Genomic DNA, 13,893 nt, shown 5'->3' on the forward strand with positions numbered 1-13,893 from the left:
ATCAGATCTTACAGGCGTCACCACAGTCGTCATCGGCAACGATAGCCTGCGCTTTTTTGTCCGCCTCTTCCAGACGTTCAGCATTACGCTCTTCTGCTTCTTCCAGTCCGCTAATGACCAGATTGTCGAGATCGATTTCCATAAATCACCTGTAGTCAGTTCAGTTTCACTTCGGGTCGATTATAGGGGAAAACGGCCGTTACGCCAGCGGATGCCGATTCAATCGCGGGGAAAACGAACGGAAAACTAAGGAGTAAAACGCGAGGATGCACCTGAAATGGTGCGTCCGAGTGGACTCGAACCACCGACCCCCACCATGTCAAGGTGGTGCTCTAACCAACTGAGCTACGGACGCGAATGGTGCGTTCAATTGGACTCGAACCAACGACCCCCACCATGTCAAGGTGGTGCTCTAACCAACTGAGCTATGAACGCAATGCTGTAGGTGACAGCGGGGACGAATATTAACGACAGCGATGGTGCCTGGCAAGGGGAAAATGATAAATTTCCCGGGAAATTCACGCGATTGCTGACCAACTGCGCAATGCGTTGAAAAAACAGCCGCCCGCAGGCGGCCATTGATCGTTTAGCGTGCGGCGCGCTGCAAAATTAGCAGGGAAGGCTGACGCTGAAGCCAGCGGATGCGCAGGACCATCATAATAGCGGCGGCAGTCAGGCCAATAATAAAGCCAATCCAGAAACCGGCCGGTCCCATGGCCGGAACCACGAGATCCGTCAGGGCCAGCAGATAGCCGCTGGGCAGTCCCAGAATCCAGTAAGCGGTCAGCGTAATAAAGAAAATGGAGCGGGTATCTTTATAGCCACGCAGCACGCCGCTACCGATCACCTGGATAGAGTCGGAGATCTGGTAGACCGCCGCCAGTAACATCAGGTGGGAGGCTAATGCCACCACTGCCGGGTTATCGTTATACAGCAGGGCGATGGGCTCGCGCAGCAGTATGGTAAACAGCGCGGTCATGCAGGCCATGATGATGCCAACGGCTATTCCGGTCCAGGCTGAGGTGCGGGCATCCAGCGTCGACCCCTGACCCAGTCGGTAACCAACGCGAATCGTCACTGCCGCCGATAGCGACATCGGCAGGACGAACATCAGCGAGCTGAAGTTAAGGGCAATCTGGTGCCCGGCCACATCGATAATGCCTAATGGCGAGACCAGCAGCGCCACCACGGCGAACAGCGTGACTTCAAAAAACAGCGCCAGCGCAATGGGCAGCCCCAGCTGCACCAGGCGCTTCAGAATTTGCCAGTCCGGCGCGCCAAAGCGTTCGGTATTGCGAATATCGCGCATCGAACGGGCGCGCTTCACCCAGCCCAGCATACACAGGAACATCACCCAATAGACCGCCGCGGTGGCCACGCCGCAGCCGACACCGCCCAGTTCCGGCATACCAAAGTGACCGTAAATAAAGATGTAGTTAACCGGAATATTGACCAGCAGGCCGATAAAGCCCATTACCATCCCAGGTTTGGTCTTTGCCAGTCCTTCGCACTGGTTACGGGCGACCTGGAAAAACAGATAGCCGGGGGCGCCGCACAGCAAGGCGCGCAGGTAGCTGACGGCTTTATCGGCCATCAGAGGGTCGATGTTGTGCATGGCGTGAATGATATAGCCTGCGTTCCACAGCACCACCATCACCAGCACTGAAACCACGCCTGCCAGCCAGAACCCCTGGCGAACCTGGGACGCTACGCGATCGCGACGGCCGGAACCGTTAAGCTGCGCCACCACTGGCGTTAACGCCAGTAGCAGGCCGTGCCCAAAGAGGATTGCCGGCAGCCAGATAGAGGTACCGATAGCCACTGCCGCCATATCGGTAGCGCTGTAGCCGCCAGCCATCACGGTATCGACAAAGCCCATGGCGGTCTGAGCGACCTGGGCAAAGATCACGGGGATAGCCAGAGCCAATAACTGACGCGCTTCGTTTAAGTACTTCTGCACGGAAACACCTGTATTATTGTTGTATAGAGAGACAAAAAGGCCGCCTGTGAAAGGCAGCCAGAAAAAAAGCGGGAATTTAGCCGGATATTGTAGCTGCTGTTGGCCATTAAGTCAGCGAAATAGTACCGGGTTATTGTGGATATCTGGCAACCTTTATTGCCAGCTGCTATGGTGATGGCCTTCTGTGCCATAGCGGCCTGCCTGCTCATGTATAATTGCGGGACACGGCCTGTGTTTGCCGCACGGCGTATCTGGAGTGAAATATGTTTACTGGTATTGTGCAGGGCACCGGTCGGGTGGTGTCCATCGAAGATAAAGACAACTTCCGCACCCACGTCGTCGAACTGCCGGAAGCGTTACTACCGGGGCTTGAGACTGGCGCATCGGTGGCGAATAACGGCTGCTGTCTGACCGTTACTGCGATTAACGGCGCGCAGATCAGTTTCGATCTGATGAAAGAGACGTTGCGTTTGACCAATCTGGGCCAGCTGCAGGTAGGGGATAAGGTTAATCTGGAGCGGGCTGCGAAATTCGGCGATGAAATAGGCGGCCATCTGATGTCCGGCCATATTATTACCACGGCTGAAATCGTTAAAGTGCTGACCTCGGAAAATAACCGCCAGGTGTGGTTTAAACCTCAGGACCGTACTCTGATGAAATATATTCTGCACAAAGGTTTCATCGGTATTGATGGTATTAGCCTGACGGTGGGGGAAGTGACCAGCAGCCGCTTTTGCGTGCATCTGATTCCGGAAACGCTGCAACGTACGACCCTGGGGGCGAAAAAGCTGGGCGACAGCATTAATATTGAGATCGATCCGCAAACCCAGGCTATTGTTGATACCGTCGAACGGGTGATGGCCAGCCGGGAAGCGGCGATTGAAGCGGCATCAGAGCAGGCGCAGCAGGCCTGATGCGCCTGTAGATAAAAAAGACCCCGGCGTTTGTGCCGGGGTCTTTTTTAGCGGGCAACCCGCAGGCCGTTTTCGATGCCGCGGCTGAACATTACCTGCCACAGCTGAATGTCGCGGGCGCGGAAGGCGCCGGCGCAGGCATTCAGGTAATAGGTGAACATCCGCTTAAAGCGTTCGCTGTAATTGCTGGCGATCTCCGGCCAGGCGGCCTGGAAGCGCTCGAACCAGGCCATCAGCGTCTTATCGTAGTCGGCGCCGAAGTTATGCCAGTCTTCCATCACCAGTCGACCTTCGCTCGCTTCGGCGATGTGACGCACCGACGGCAGGCAGCCATTGGGAAAGATGTACTTGTTGATCCAGGGATCGACGTTGTGGTCGGTTCTGTTGGAGCCGATGGTATGTAGCAGGAACAGCCCGTCCGGCTTCAGGTTGCGGTCGACCACAGAAAAGTAGGTATCGTAGTTCTTCGGACCAACGTGTTCGAACATCCCCACCGAGACAATGCGGTCGAAGCGCTGGTCGAGATCGCGGTAATCCTGGAGCAGGATGGTGACATCCAGCCCCTCACAGCGGGCCTGAGCCATCTTCTGCTGTTCGGCGGAGATCGTTACCCCGGTCATGGAGACGCCGTAATGACGCGCGGCGAATTCAGACAGGCCGCCCCAGCCGCAGCCGATATCCAGCACTTTCATACCGGGGGCGAGCTGTAACTTTTCGCAGATCATCTTCAGCTTGGCCTGTTGAGCGTCCACCAGGTTGTCGGCCTCTTTCCAGTAACCGCAGGAGTATTGCATCCAGGGATCCAGCATCCGGCTAAACAGATCGTTGCCGAGATCGTAATGCTCTTTGCCGACGATCCACGCCCGTTTCTTGCTTTGCAGGTTGACCAGGCGGGCGGCGGCGATGCGCAACGTATCCTTAAGGTGGTGCGGCAGCTGATTTTCCAGGCCAGCGCGCAGAACTTTGGTAAAAAAGACATCGAGTCTGTCGCATTCCCACCAGCCGTCCATGTAACTTTCGCCCAGACCCAGCGAGCCTTCCTGTAATACACGCTTGAAGAAGTCGGGATTCTTAACCTGAATATCGCCCGGAGTGGCGCCATTTATGTTGATACCGGCCCGTCCGAGCATTTCACTGGCGATGCGATACCACTCGCTGTCAGTGACGCTGGTTTCTTCTATACACGATGAACTCATAGCCTTCTCCATCACCTATGTGCGATCGGGTCCATTACAGCACTCACGCTATCAGAAAAAGCGTAGTCGCTATTTTGGCCTTGTGAGAATTCTCACGGAAAATCCGAGCGTCTGATAACCGACGTGAATAAAGAAAGGAGAAGTCTTCCTTGTAAGACCCTCAAACAAGAGAAAACGGGGGCAGGGTGCTCCCGTTAATACATAATATTTATGGTATTTATCCAGAGCTGTTTTTCAGTATATGCCTCTGATAAAAGTGATTCAATAAAAAATTGTTAGCGCCCTAATTAGAGGCGATTCTCATTATCCAGCCCGTTATTTTACCTGGCGTGAGGGGTGCCATTGCTGGTGCGAAACGCGCTGCATCAGGTAACCTGCCAGCGCCAGCACCACGGTTCCCATCATCACTCCGGTGGTGGTGAGCAGCGGTTGTTCAACGCCCCAGGAGACCAGCAGACTGGCCAGAAAGCACAGACCGAGCTGCAGGGTATTTTGCAGCGCGGCGGCGCGACCGGCATCTCCCGGAAAAGGCAGCAGGGCCGCCGAAACGACGATGGGATAGATAGCACCGTTCACGAGCGCCATCAGGCAGAAGGGGATCAGCAACAGGGTCAGGGTTGCGTGGCCGGAAAGCGCCACGCCCCAGGTTGCCAGTACGCTCAGGGCATAGAGGCCCAGTAGCCAGGGCAGCAGCAGTTCGCCACCCCAGCGCGACAGGGCGCTGCGACAGCCGTAACCACCAATCAGAAAGGCGATGGTTTGAGGGACGTAGCTCAGGCCGGTGGCGCCTGGCCCGTAGCCCAGCTCGCGTAGCAGGAACGGCGAGCCGGTCAGCCAGGCAAAGAAGCTGGCGGAGCAGGCGGCATAGATCATGACGTTGCCGCGATAGCTGCGGCAGCGCAGCAGCATCAGGAACCCGGTTTTCGCCACCTCGCTGTGCGGTTTGGGACGCTGCGGCGCCATACGCAATGCGGGGGCCATCAGTAGCAGGGTAATGATAAACAGTGCGAGGAAGATGGCCTGCCATTCGAAATGCACCAGCAGCCAGCTACCCAGCAGAGGCGCCAGCGCTGGCGAAAGCGCGACCAGTGGCATAATAGAGGCGAAAACCCGTTTTGCCTGCGGGCCGGGATAGCGATCGGCGACCAGCGCCTGCCAGCTTACGGTGGCGGCACAGACCCCAACCGCCTGAATAAAGCGCAGTGCCAACATCATGGTCGCGCTCTTGACCCACAGCATTCCCAGACAGCCGAAGGCGAACAGCGCCAGCCCCGCCAGTAGTATCGGACGGCGGCCAAAACGGTCCGACAGCGGTCCCCAGATCAGCTGCGCCAGCGCGAAACCTGCCAGAAACAGGCTCAGACTGGCGCTAATAGCGCCAGGGCTGGTGTTCAGACTCTGCTGCATGGCGGAAAACGCCGGCAAATACATATCGGTGGCCAGAAAGCCGATAATGCTCAGACCGGCCAGCCAGACCATAAATCCTTTTCCAGGTTGCATGATTTCTCTCTAAGATCTTTTTTGGGTGAATGCAGGGAATGGGCGCAGTGTAAGGAGTGCATCATTGCTTGTGAAACGCTAATATTTGCCTGTTGCATTCAAATTTTTTGCAGGCAGATATGTGGTCGGAATACTCACTGGAAGTGGTGGATGCTGTTGCCCGCAACGGCAGCTTTAGTTCGGCAGCCCAGGAGCTGCACCGGGTGCCTTCGGCGGTCAGTTATACGGTACGTCAGTTAGAGGCGTGGCTGGCGGTTCCGCTGTTCGTGCGCCGCCATCGAGATGTCGAACTGACGGAGGCCGGGGCCTTTTTTCTGCGCGAAGGACGGGAGGTTATCAAAAAAATGCTCTCCACCCGTCAGCGCTGCCAGCAGATTGCCAACGGCTGGCGCGGGCAGCTCTCCATCGCCGTGGATAACATCGTTAAACCGGCGCGTACCCGCCAACTGGTGCTGGATTTCTACCGCCATTTCCCCGATGTGGAGCTGCGGGTTTCTCGTGAAGTGTTTAACGGCGTATGGGACGCGCTGGAGGACGGGCGCGTAGAGCTGGCGATCGGCGCCACCCGGGCAGTACCGGTTGGTGGCCGTTACGCCTTTCGGGATATGGGGATGCTGCGCTGGCATTGCGTGGTGGCGTCCGGTCATCCGCTGGCGGTAGCGGAGGGGGCGCTGGATGATGAACGACTGCGACGCTGGCCGTCGCTGGTCCTGGAAGATACCTCGCGCTCACTCCCCAAGCGTACGACCTGGCTGCTGGATAACCAGCGGCGCATGGTGGTGCCGGACTGGGAGACGGCAAGAGAGTGCCTGGATGCCGGGCTCTGTGTCGGCATGGTACCAGCCCACGTTGCGCAACCGCGGATAAAAAGCGGTCAGTGGGTAGCGCTGGCTCTGGAGAATCGCTTTCCTGATGCCGCCTGCTGTCTGAGCTGGCGCCAGAACGAAGACTCACCGGTGCTGGGCTGGCTGCTGGATTATCTGGGGGATAGCGAAACGCTGAATGCGGAGTGGCTGAAGGAGCCCGGTTGAGCGGGCTCCCCTGTGCCTGGCGGCGATAGTGGTACTTAGCGGCGATAGTCGCGGAACGGGCCATCGGCCACCGAGCGGCGCTCAATCAGGCGCGGGTGAACCTCCAGGGTGCGGGACTGCTCGCGCTTATTGACGATACGGTCAATCAGCATATTAAAGGCGGTCTCCCCCAGTGAGTCCTTGGGCTGGTGGATGGTGGTCAGCGCCGGGGTAAAGTAGCGGGAGTTGCGCACGTTATCGTAGCCGATAATCGAAATATCCTGGGGCACCCGCAGCCCCATTTCATCGGCGGCACACAGGGCGCCCATCGCCATCACATCGCCGCCGCAGAATACTGCCGTGGGGCGCTGGGCGGCAGACAGAATCTGTTGCATGGCGCGGTAGCCGGATTCCGGCTCGAAGTCTCCCTGCACCACCCACTTTTCATTCAGTTTGATGCGCGCTTCTTCCAGCGCCTTCTTAAAGCCTGCCAGACGGCCCGCGCCGGTATTGCGGTGCGGGGAGCCGGGAATCGCGCCGATATCACGATGGCCGCGTTCAATCAGGTAGCGTCCCGCCATATAGCCGCCTTCGAAGGCGTTATCGATGACCGAGTCGGTGAAATCAGCTTTCGCTTCGCCCCAGTCCATGACCACCATTGGGATATGGCGGTACTCTTCGAGCATCGCCAGTAGCGGTTCCGGATATTCCGAGCACATTACCAGCAGGCCGTCGACGCGTTTCTGAGCCATCATCGACAGGTAGGCGCGCTGTTTCTCCTGGTTATTCCAGGCGTTGCCCAGCACCAGGGTATAGCCCTTATCAAAGCAGCTTTTCTCTATGGCTTCGATAATTTCCGCAAAGTAGGGGGCCTCACTGCTGGTGGCCAGCAGCCCGATGGTTTTAGTGTGATTCACTTTCAGGCTGCGGGCTACGGCGCTGGGCGAGTAGTGCAGCTCTTTGATGGCGGCCCATACCGCATTACGGGTCTCTTCCGCGACAAAGCGGGTTTTATTGATAACATGCGACACCGTAGTGGTGGAGACGTTTGCCCGCTTTGCCACATCTTTGATTGTTGCCATCAGTCGTCACTCCCGGCCATTTCCTGGTCTCCTTGAATACCGGCCGGTTAATCGTTTGCCTGGACTTATCCCGGGGCGCAACTTTTCAGGTTGCAGGTATGTCGGGGAAGCGACACTGGACGGGAGGAGGGCATTACCGGACGGCGTAAAAACACGTTAGCCGGGGATTTTGTCCTATCTTTGCTAAAAGTGGAAGAGGAAATCTGCATTCAGGGCCACTTGATACAGGATTTTCAGGGTCGTTTGTGGGAAAATGAATCAGTCATTACGCTAATATGGAAAAAAGCACAGGAGAAAATCATGAGTACCGAACTGAAATACTCGCTGGTCACCACTATTATCGCGCTCGGCGTGATTGTGTGCGGCGCACTGACTGCCGTACTGCATTAATCCCCGACCCGGATGCGCGTCGTTGCGTATCCGGGCCTTTCTATTATTGCTATTTGCGCAACAGCCTTTTGCTTTTAACACGTCTTTAACTTTCCCCCGCAGACTGTCATTATTCTCCGCCTGACGATTTCCGGCAGCAGTGAGTTCCGCCCTGGCGGAAGCTGTCTCCCGAATTTACCGGAGAAATAACAATGAAATTTAATTTCCCCTTACTGGCGCTGGCCATTGGGGCATTTGGTATAGGAACAACAGAATTTTCGCCCATGGGGCTGCTGCCCGTTATCGCCGATGGGGTGGGTGTCTCCATCCCCGTGGCCGGTATGCTGATCAGCGCTTATGCGATTGGCGTTATGGTGGGAGCGCCGTTGATGACGCTGCTGCTGTCACATCGTGCCAGACGCAGCGCGCTGCTGTTTCTGATGGGAATCTTTATTGTCGGTAATGTGCTGTCGGCGCTGGCGCCCAGCTATGGTTGGCTTCTGGCCTCCCGGATTATCACCAGCCTTAACCATGGTGCCTTCTTCGGGCTGGGTTCGGTAGTGGCGGCGAGTCTGGTCCCTAAAGAGAAGCAGGCCAGCGCGGTCGCCACCATGTTTATGGGGCTGACCATCGCCAATATCGGCGGCGTGCCAGCGGCAACCTGGCTGGGTAGCGCCATTGGCTGGCGTATGTCCTTCCTGGCCACCGCCGGTCTTGGCGTGGTGGCGATGTTAAGCCTGTGGCTGTCGCTGCCTGCGGGCGGCGCGGGCGATCGTCCGGACGTGAAGCGCGAGCTGGGGGTACTGATGCGCCCTCAGGTACTGATGGCGCTGCTGACCACGGTTCTGGGGGCGGGGGCGATGTTTACGCTTTATACCTATATTTCGCCAGTGTTGCAGCGGGTGACTCATGCTTCGCCGGGTTTTATTACCGGTATGCTGGTGCTGGTTGGGCTGGGTTTTTCACTGGGCAACTATCTTGGCGGCCGTTTTGCCGATCGCTCGGTCAACGGCACCCTGAAAGGGTTTTTACTGCTGCTGACCGTGATTATGGTTACGATCCCCTGGCTGGCGCGTAGTGAAGTCGGTGCCGCCATCGCCATGGTGGTCTGGGGGGCAGCGACCTTCGCCGTGGTTCCGCCACTGCAGATGCGGGTGATGCGAGTGGCCCATGAGGCGCCAGGGCTCTCGTCGTCGGTCAATATCGGCGCCTTTAACCTTGGTAATGCGCTGGGGGCTGCGGCGGGCGGGGCGGTGATCTCCGGTGGCCTGGGATATAGCTTCGTGCCGGTCATGGGGGGCATTATCGCCGCGCTGGGGCTGCTGCTGGTGCTGTTCTCATCGCGCAAAGCGCCGCATCAGACGCTGGCGGCGGATGCCGAATAACCACAGCGACGCCCCCTTGTCAGTGGGGGCGTTAGCGCAGAGTGTCTGGCGTCATCACCCGACGGGCGCCAATGTAGTGGCGCTGCCAGTAGTTATCACTCAGAGAGGTTATCTGGATGTCGCGCCCGGTACGCGGGGACTGGATAAACTTACCGTTGCCCACATAGACCCCGACGTGATCGGCGGTGCCGCGACCGCGAATACGGAAGAAGACCAGGTCGCCGCGCTGTAGCTCGCTGCGGTTCACTGGTGCTGCATCGCGCAGATGGTACATGCCGTTGGCGGTACGGGGGATACGAATATTGACTAAATCTTTGTAGGCATACCAGATCAGACCGCTGCAGTCGAAGCCGGTACGCGGTGAGCTTCCACCCCAGTGATAGGGTTTACCGAGCTGATTCATTAATTTATTCATCGCCACTTTGCGGGCTTTTTCGATTCTGTCCTTATGGGCGCTGGCAATTGAGGTAGTGCCGGTATGATGGGGCCGGGTTTTACGCTGCGTCGGGCGTTTTTTGCTGCGGGCGCCGGTGTGGCGTTTGCTGGTGCGCAGTACCGTTTTATGGCTGACGCCGGATTTATGGGCGCGGGCCTTGTGCTCGGTCGTCTGGTGGCTGTGTCCTGCCGCCAGGGCATGGGGCACCAGGGCGCTGCTCAGGAACAGCGCGCAAACGGTAAGCGCAAATTTTCTGTTTCGGGCCACTCGTTAACTTCCTGAACGATGGTTAGTGCGGCGCCGGGCGGCGTCGGCTTCGGGAGTCAGAGGATTCTAATCCACAGAAACCTCATGCGGGAAGCCGCTTTTTTGTTTCCAGACGTGACGATGGAAGCAAAGCGAACGTTTTTACGCCAAAACAGGCTGGACGCAGCTCTGAGGCGGTTCACGACGACCCGGCTAAAGTGTTATTCTGCATGCAGCTTTACCCCCGCGTGGCCCGATGGGGATAACCCTGTGAAAGTGGGTGTTTTACCGTTGCCCGTGAGTGGCTACAATGTAAGGCTAACGCCGTAAAAAGCTTGAGGAAGCATGACAATGAGCACCACTATCGAAAAAATTGAGCGTCAGATTAACGAGAATCCCATCCTGCTGTACATGAAGGGATCACCGAAATTACCCAGCTGTGGGTTCTCCGCTCAGGCTGTACAGGCGCTGGCTGCCTGCGGCGAGCGTTTTGCCTACGTGGATATTTTGCAGAATCCGGAGATTCGCGCCGAGCTGCCGAAATATGCTAACTGGCCGACGTTCCCGCAACTGTGGGTGGAAGGTGAACTGGTTGGCGGTTGCGATATCATCATTCAGATGTATCAGGCCGGCGAACTGCAGACGCTGATCAAAGAGGCTGCGGCAAAGCACAAGCCGGAAGAGTCAGACGCGGAATAATTGATTCTGTTGTCGATCAAAAAGGCGGTTCATGATGAACCGCCTTTTTTACGTCCAGGGATCAGGCCTCGTTGCTTTCGACCTGAGGTAACGGCCAGCCGCCCAGTCGCTTCCAGCGGTTAACAATTTCACAAAACAGTTGAGCGGTCTGTTCGGTGTCGTAGAGCGCGGAGTGCGCCTGTTCGGCATCGAAGGCGATCCCGGCGGCGATGCAGGCCTTTGCCAGTACGGTCTGGCCCAGCGCCAGGCCGCTCATGGCCGCGGTATCGAAGGTGACGAACGGATGAAACGGGTTGCGTTTCAGGCCAGCGCGTTCTGCGGCCGCCATCATAAATCCGTGATCGAAGGTGGCATTGTGCGCCACCATAATTGCCCGGTTACAGTGACTTGCCTTAATCCCTTTGCGCACCATTTTGAAGATGGCATGCAGAGCATCGTATTCGCTGACCGCGCCGCGTAGCGGGTTATGGGGGTCGATACCGGTAAAGGCCAGGGCTTCCGGCTCCAGAATCGAACCTTCAAAGGGCTCAACGTGAAAGTGCAGGGTCTCGTCGGTTGTCAGCCAGCCATCTTCGTCCATTTTCAGCGTGATGGCGGCTATCTCCAGCAGGGCGTTGGTCTTTGCGTTAAAACCGGCAGTTTCCACGTCGATTACAACGGGATAAAAGCCGCGGAAGCGGTCGCACAGACCGTTCAGTTGAGCGTTGTCGGACATCCGGAGTCTCTTGTTACGGGGAAAACGAGCAGCGGGTATTATGGCAAATTTTGGGGCTTAATGCAGTAAGCGGGGCGCCGTGGCGCCCCGTGGAGATTAGTCGCCCAGACCTTTTCCGGCGTCTTTAGCTTCGATCAGCTCAATTTTATAGCCATCAGGATCTTCCACGAAGGCGATCACGGTGGTGCCGCCCTTAACCGGGCCTGCTTCACGGGTGACGTTACCGCCATTGCTGCGGATACGGTCACAGGCTTCAGCGGCGTTATCCACGCTCAGGGCAATATGGCCGTAGGCGTTGCCCAGATCGTAGCTTTCCACGCCCCAGTTATAAGTCAGCTCAATGACCGCTTCTTCGCTTTCCGGGCCGTAGCCTACGAAGGCCAGGGAGTATTTGTATTCCGGGTTTTCACTGGTACGCAGCAGTTTCATGCCCAGCACATTGGTGTAAAAATCGATGGAGCGTTGCAGGTCGCCAACGCGCAGCATGGTATGGAGTAAGCGCATAAAGTCCTCGTAATTTAACGGTTTTTTATTATCCGTCGATAAAATAGAACGTACTAAGGAGTATAGCGGCGAACGGGCGCCGCTATCAATGATAGAGGGTCAGAGGGTGGGGTAATCGGTGTAACCTTCAGCACCGCCGCCGTAGAAACTTTCGGTACGTTGAGAGTTAAGAGGGGCATTGTTATGCAGACGCGCCACCAGATCCGGGTTGGCTATCCAGTCGCGTCCGAAGGCGGCAGCATCGATATAACCTGCTTCAATCATCTGTTCCGCTTTTTCACGGGTGTAGGCTCCGGCGCCGATAATCACGCCGTTAAAGCGCTGGCGTACCTGGCGACGGAACGCGTCGCTGTAAGGCTGACCACCGGCCCAGTCCGGTTCGGAAACGTGCAGATAAGCCAGCTTGCGTTTATTCAGCTCGTCTATCAGATACAGCGCGGCCTCTTCCTGGTCGGGTCCATTATCCAGCCCGTTGAACGGCCCCAGGGGCGAGATACGGATCCCGATACGATCGGCGCTCCAGCCCGCAATGGCGGCGTCCACCACCTCCAGCGCAAAGCGGGTGCGGTTTTCAATGCTCCCGCCGTACTCGTCTTCACGCAGGTTGGAGGCCGGGGAGAGGAACTGGTGAATCAGATAACCGTGCGCGCCGTGCAGTTCCACCATATCGAAACCGGCTTCCCGGGCGTTTTCCACCGCCTTACGGAAGTCGGCGACAATGCCGGGGATTTCGTCCCGCTCAAGGGCTCGCGGCGTGGAGGTATCCACGCGAATGGTTTTGCCATTTTCATCGCGCAGGCTGGTACGACCCTCGGCGCGGATAGCGGAAGGAGCGACCGGCGCTTTGCCTTCCGGCTGTACGCTGTTATGGGAGATACGGCCGGTATGCCATAGTTGAACGGCGATATGACCACCTTCGGCATGAACGCCATCGGTGATGCGACGCCAGGCATCAATCTGCGGCTGACTGTGCAGACCGGGAGCGCCGGCATAGCCTTTCGCCTGGGCGGAAATCTGGGTCGCCTCGCTGATGATAAGTCCCGCACTGGCGCGCTGGCGATAATATTCGCCCATCAGCGGCGTGGGGATATCCCCCGGCTCAATGCTGCGCAGGCGGGTAAGGGGAGCCATAATCACCCGATTAGGGATCTCAATCGCCCCCATCTGTAGGGGACTAAACAGTTTCTGGTGTTGATTTGACATGCTAACTCCTGATTTGAGTAGACCGGTCGTCTAGTTACAGGGTAAAGAAAAAGCGCCGGCTTGTACACCGTCGCCTGAACTTTTAGCCGCGCAACAGTCGGCTGACCTGAGCCTGCGCGCTTTCCAGCGGCATGGCGCTGCGTGAAATTTTGGCCTGCAGGCTGGCGCCCAGCCACAGGGCATAAAGGGCATTAGCCAGACTGAGCGGGTCGTCCTCTTTCATTAATCCCTCTTCCTGCTGCGCCCTGGTAATCAGCCGGGCCAGCATGGCAATCACCTGCGACGAACCCTGTTCCAGCGCTTCGCGCATCTCTTCCGACAGATCGCACACCTCGGCGGAAAGCTTTACCGTCAGGCAGTTACCGATCATGCCACTGTGGCAGAAGTGCTCCAGCGCCTGGCGATACCAGTCCAGCAGCAGCGTGCTGGCGGGGGTCTCGCCCCGGGCGAACGCATCACGCATCCGCTGATTGGCGGCGGTGTAATAGCGTTTCAGCATTTCAACGCCAAAGGCCTCTTTCGAGCGGAAATAGTGGTAAAACGACCCGCGCGGCACGCCTGCGGTACGCAACAGTTCACTCAGCCCCATGCCGGTGAAGCCCAGGCGCAGGCAGAGCTGCTCGCCGGTGGCGAGCAGGTGTTCGCGGGTATCATGTTCAGGATGTTTGCTCATA

At 57.4% G+C, this 13,893-nt stretch carries 15 protein-coding genes and 2 tRNA genes; 5 read left to right on the forward strand and 12 right to left on the reverse strand.

Annotated features, from left to right (window positions below; genetic code table 11):
* Window position 1: 1 nt before the first annotated feature.
* The 4 genes from SCU88_RS10720 to mdtK all read right to left on the reverse strand — a co-directional run bounded on the left by SCU88_RS10720 (window position 2) and on the right by mdtK (window position 1,960).
* Window positions 2-142: a hypothetical protein gene (locus tag SCU88_RS10720; RefSeq protein ID WP_138097268.1), complete on the reverse strand. Its 141-nt coding sequence runs from the start codon at window positions 140-142 to the stop codon at window positions 2-4.
* Window positions 143-278: 136 nt separating this feature from the next.
* A tRNA-Val gene (locus tag SCU88_RS10725) sits at window positions 279-355 on the reverse strand.
* Window positions 356-358: 3 nt separating this feature from the next.
* Window positions 359-435 (reverse strand) — tRNA-Val (locus tag SCU88_RS10730).
* A gap of 151 nt (window positions 436-586) precedes the next feature.
* A complete protein-coding gene (gene mdtK / locus SCU88_RS10735; protein ID WP_138097269.1) occupies window positions 587-1,960 on the reverse strand; it encodes an MdtK family multidrug efflux MATE transporter in 1,374 nt (457 codons plus the stop codon).
* A 263-nt stretch (window positions 1,961-2,223) separates the two neighbouring features.
* On the opposite strand from mdtK, the gene SCU88_RS10740 reads away from it, so the two are divergent.
* A complete protein-coding gene (locus SCU88_RS10740; protein ID WP_175341370.1) occupies window positions 2,224-2,874 on the forward strand; it encodes a riboflavin synthase subunit alpha in 651 nt (216 codons plus the stop codon).
* Window positions 2,875-2,921: 47 nt separating this feature from the next.
* Here SCU88_RS10740 and cfa read toward each other — a convergent pair whose 3' ends face one another.
* Together cfa and punC are read right to left on the reverse strand one after the other, a co-directional pair.
* On the reverse strand, window positions 2,922-4,070 hold the full coding sequence (cfa, locus tag SCU88_RS10745) for a cyclopropane fatty acyl phospholipid synthase (RefSeq protein WP_175341371.1): 1,149 nt from the start codon (window positions 4,068-4,070) through the stop codon (window positions 2,922-2,924).
* A 315-nt stretch (window positions 4,071-4,385) separates the two neighbouring features.
* On the reverse strand, window positions 4,386-5,570 hold the full coding sequence (punC, locus tag SCU88_RS10750) for a purine nucleoside transporter PunC (RefSeq protein WP_175341372.1): 1,185 nt from the start codon (window positions 5,568-5,570) through the stop codon (window positions 4,386-4,388).
* Between the two features lie 119 nt (window positions 5,571-5,689).
* Here punC and punR point away from each other — a divergent pair, with 119 nt between their 5' ends.
* Window positions 5,690-6,601: a DNA-binding transcriptional activator PunR gene (punR, locus tag SCU88_RS10755; RefSeq protein WP_138097273.1), complete on the forward strand. Its 912-nt coding sequence runs from the start codon at window positions 5,690-5,692 to the stop codon at window positions 6,599-6,601.
* Between the two features lie 35 nt (window positions 6,602-6,636).
* Here punR and purR read toward each other — a convergent pair whose 3' ends face one another.
* Window positions 6,637-7,662 carry an HTH-type transcriptional repressor PurR gene (purR, locus tag SCU88_RS10760; protein ID WP_175341373.1) on the reverse strand — a complete coding sequence of 342 codons (1,026 nt, stop codon included), beginning with the start codon at window positions 7,660-7,662 and terminating at the stop codon, window positions 6,637-6,639.
* A 300-nt stretch (window positions 7,663-7,962) separates the two neighbouring features.
* Between purR and SCU88_RS10765 the strand changes: the two genes are divergently transcribed.
* Both SCU88_RS10765 and SCU88_RS10770 read left to right on the forward strand, forming a co-directional pair.
* A complete protein-coding gene (locus SCU88_RS10765; protein WP_138097275.1) occupies window positions 7,963-8,052 on the forward strand; it encodes a YnhF family membrane protein in 90 nt (29 codons plus the stop codon).
* 191 nt (window positions 8,053-8,243) lie between these two features.
* A complete protein-coding gene (locus SCU88_RS10770) occupies window positions 8,244-9,416 on the forward strand; it encodes an MFS transporter (protein ID WP_175341374.1) in 1,173 nt (390 codons plus the stop codon).
* A 31-nt stretch (window positions 9,417-9,447) separates the two neighbouring features.
* On the opposite strand, the gene SCU88_RS10775 is transcribed toward SCU88_RS10770, so the two are convergent.
* Window positions 9,448-10,119, reverse strand: a complete 672-nt coding sequence (locus SCU88_RS10775; RefSeq protein ID WP_175341375.1) for an NlpC/P60 family protein — start codon at window positions 10,117-10,119, stop codon at window positions 9,448-9,450.
* Between the two features lie 330 nt (window positions 10,120-10,449).
* On the opposite strand from SCU88_RS10775, the gene SCU88_RS10780 reads away from it, so the two are divergent.
* Window positions 10,450-10,797, forward strand: a complete 348-nt coding sequence (locus SCU88_RS10780; RefSeq protein WP_138097278.1) for a Grx4 family monothiol glutaredoxin — start codon at window positions 10,450-10,452, stop codon at window positions 10,795-10,797.
* Between the two features lie 61 nt (window positions 10,798-10,858).
* On the opposite strand, the gene rnt is transcribed toward SCU88_RS10780, so the two are convergent.
* The 4 genes from rnt to SCU88_RS10800 all read right to left on the reverse strand — a co-directional run bounded on the left by rnt (window position 10,859) and on the right by SCU88_RS10800 (window position 13,892).
* Complete coding sequence (rnt, locus tag SCU88_RS10785; RefSeq protein ID WP_138097279.1) at window positions 10,859-11,512, reverse strand: ribonuclease T; 654 nt, start codon at window positions 11,510-11,512, stop codon at window positions 10,859-10,861.
* 96 nt (window positions 11,513-11,608) lie between these two features.
* Window positions 11,609-12,016: a lactoylglutathione lyase gene (gloA, locus tag SCU88_RS10790; protein WP_175341376.1), complete on the reverse strand. Its 408-nt coding sequence runs from the start codon at window positions 12,014-12,016 to the stop codon at window positions 11,609-11,611.
* 99 nt (window positions 12,017-12,115) lie between these two features.
* Window positions 12,116-13,219 (reverse strand): N-ethylmaleimide reductase, encoded by a 1,104-nt coding sequence (locus SCU88_RS10795; protein WP_175341377.1) that lies wholly within the window; start codon window positions 13,217-13,219, stop codon window positions 12,116-12,118.
* Window positions 13,220-13,301: 82 nt separating this feature from the next.
* The gene (locus SCU88_RS10800; protein ID WP_138097282.1) at window positions 13,302-13,892 is read right to left on the reverse strand and encodes a TetR/AcrR family transcriptional regulator; all 591 of its coding nucleotides are present in this window, start codon (window positions 13,890-13,892) and stop codon (window positions 13,302-13,304) included.
* Window position 13,893: the final 1 nt, after the last annotated feature.

The sequence above is a fragment of the Jejuibacter sp. L23 genome (assembly GCF_050815825.1).
GTDB lineage: Bacteria > Pseudomonadota > Gammaproteobacteria > Enterobacterales > Enterobacteriaceae > Jejubacter > Jejubacter calystegiae.

What these genes read in the sequence shown, in the direction of transcription:
- SCU88_RS10720 (WP_138097268.1), bottom strand. Translation starts at nt 142, where the DNA reads ATGGAAATCGATCTCGACAATCTGGTCATTAGCGGACTGGAAGAAGCA.
- SCU88_RS10740 (WP_175341370.1), top strand. Translation starts at nt 2,224, where the DNA reads ATGTTTACTGGTATTGTGCAGGGCACCGGTCGGGTGGTGTCCATCGAA.
- cfa (WP_175341371.1), bottom strand. Translation starts at nt 4,070, where the DNA reads ATGAGTTCATCGTGTATAGAAGAAACCAGCGTCACTGACAGCGAGTGG.
- punC (WP_175341372.1), bottom strand. Translation starts at nt 5,570, where the DNA reads ATGCAACCTGGAAAAGGATTTATGGTCTGGCTGGCCGGTCTGAGCATT.
- punR (WP_138097273.1), top strand. Translation starts at nt 5,690, where the DNA reads ATGTGGTCGGAATACTCACTGGAAGTGGTGGATGCTGTTGCCCGCAAC.
- purR (WP_175341373.1), bottom strand. Translation starts at nt 7,662, where the DNA reads ATGGCAACAATCAAAGATGTGGCAAAGCGGGCAAACGTCTCCACCACT.
- SCU88_RS10765 (WP_138097275.1), top strand. Translation starts at nt 7,963, where the DNA reads ATGAGTACCGAACTGAAATACTCGCTGGTCACCACTATTATCGCGCTC.
- SCU88_RS10770 (WP_175341374.1), top strand. Translation starts at nt 8,244, where the DNA reads ATGAAATTTAATTTCCCCTTACTGGCGCTGGCCATTGGGGCATTTGGT.
- SCU88_RS10780 (WP_138097278.1), top strand. Translation starts at nt 10,450, where the DNA reads ATGAGCACCACTATCGAAAAAATTGAGCGTCAGATTAACGAGAATCCC.
- rnt (WP_138097279.1), bottom strand. Translation starts at nt 11,512, where the DNA reads ATGTCCGACAACGCTCAACTGAACGGTCTGTGCGACCGCTTCCGCGGC.
- gloA (WP_175341376.1), bottom strand. Translation starts at nt 12,016, where the DNA reads ATGCGCTTACTCCATACCATGCTGCGCGTTGGCGACCTGCAACGCTCC.
- SCU88_RS10795 (WP_175341377.1), bottom strand. Translation starts at nt 13,219, where the DNA reads ATGTCAAATCAACACCAGAAACTGTTTAGTCCCCTACAGATGGGGGCG.
- SCU88_RS10800 (WP_138097282.1), bottom strand. Translation starts at nt 13,892, where the DNA reads ATGAGCAAACATCCTGAACATGATACCCGCGAACACCTGCTCGCCACC.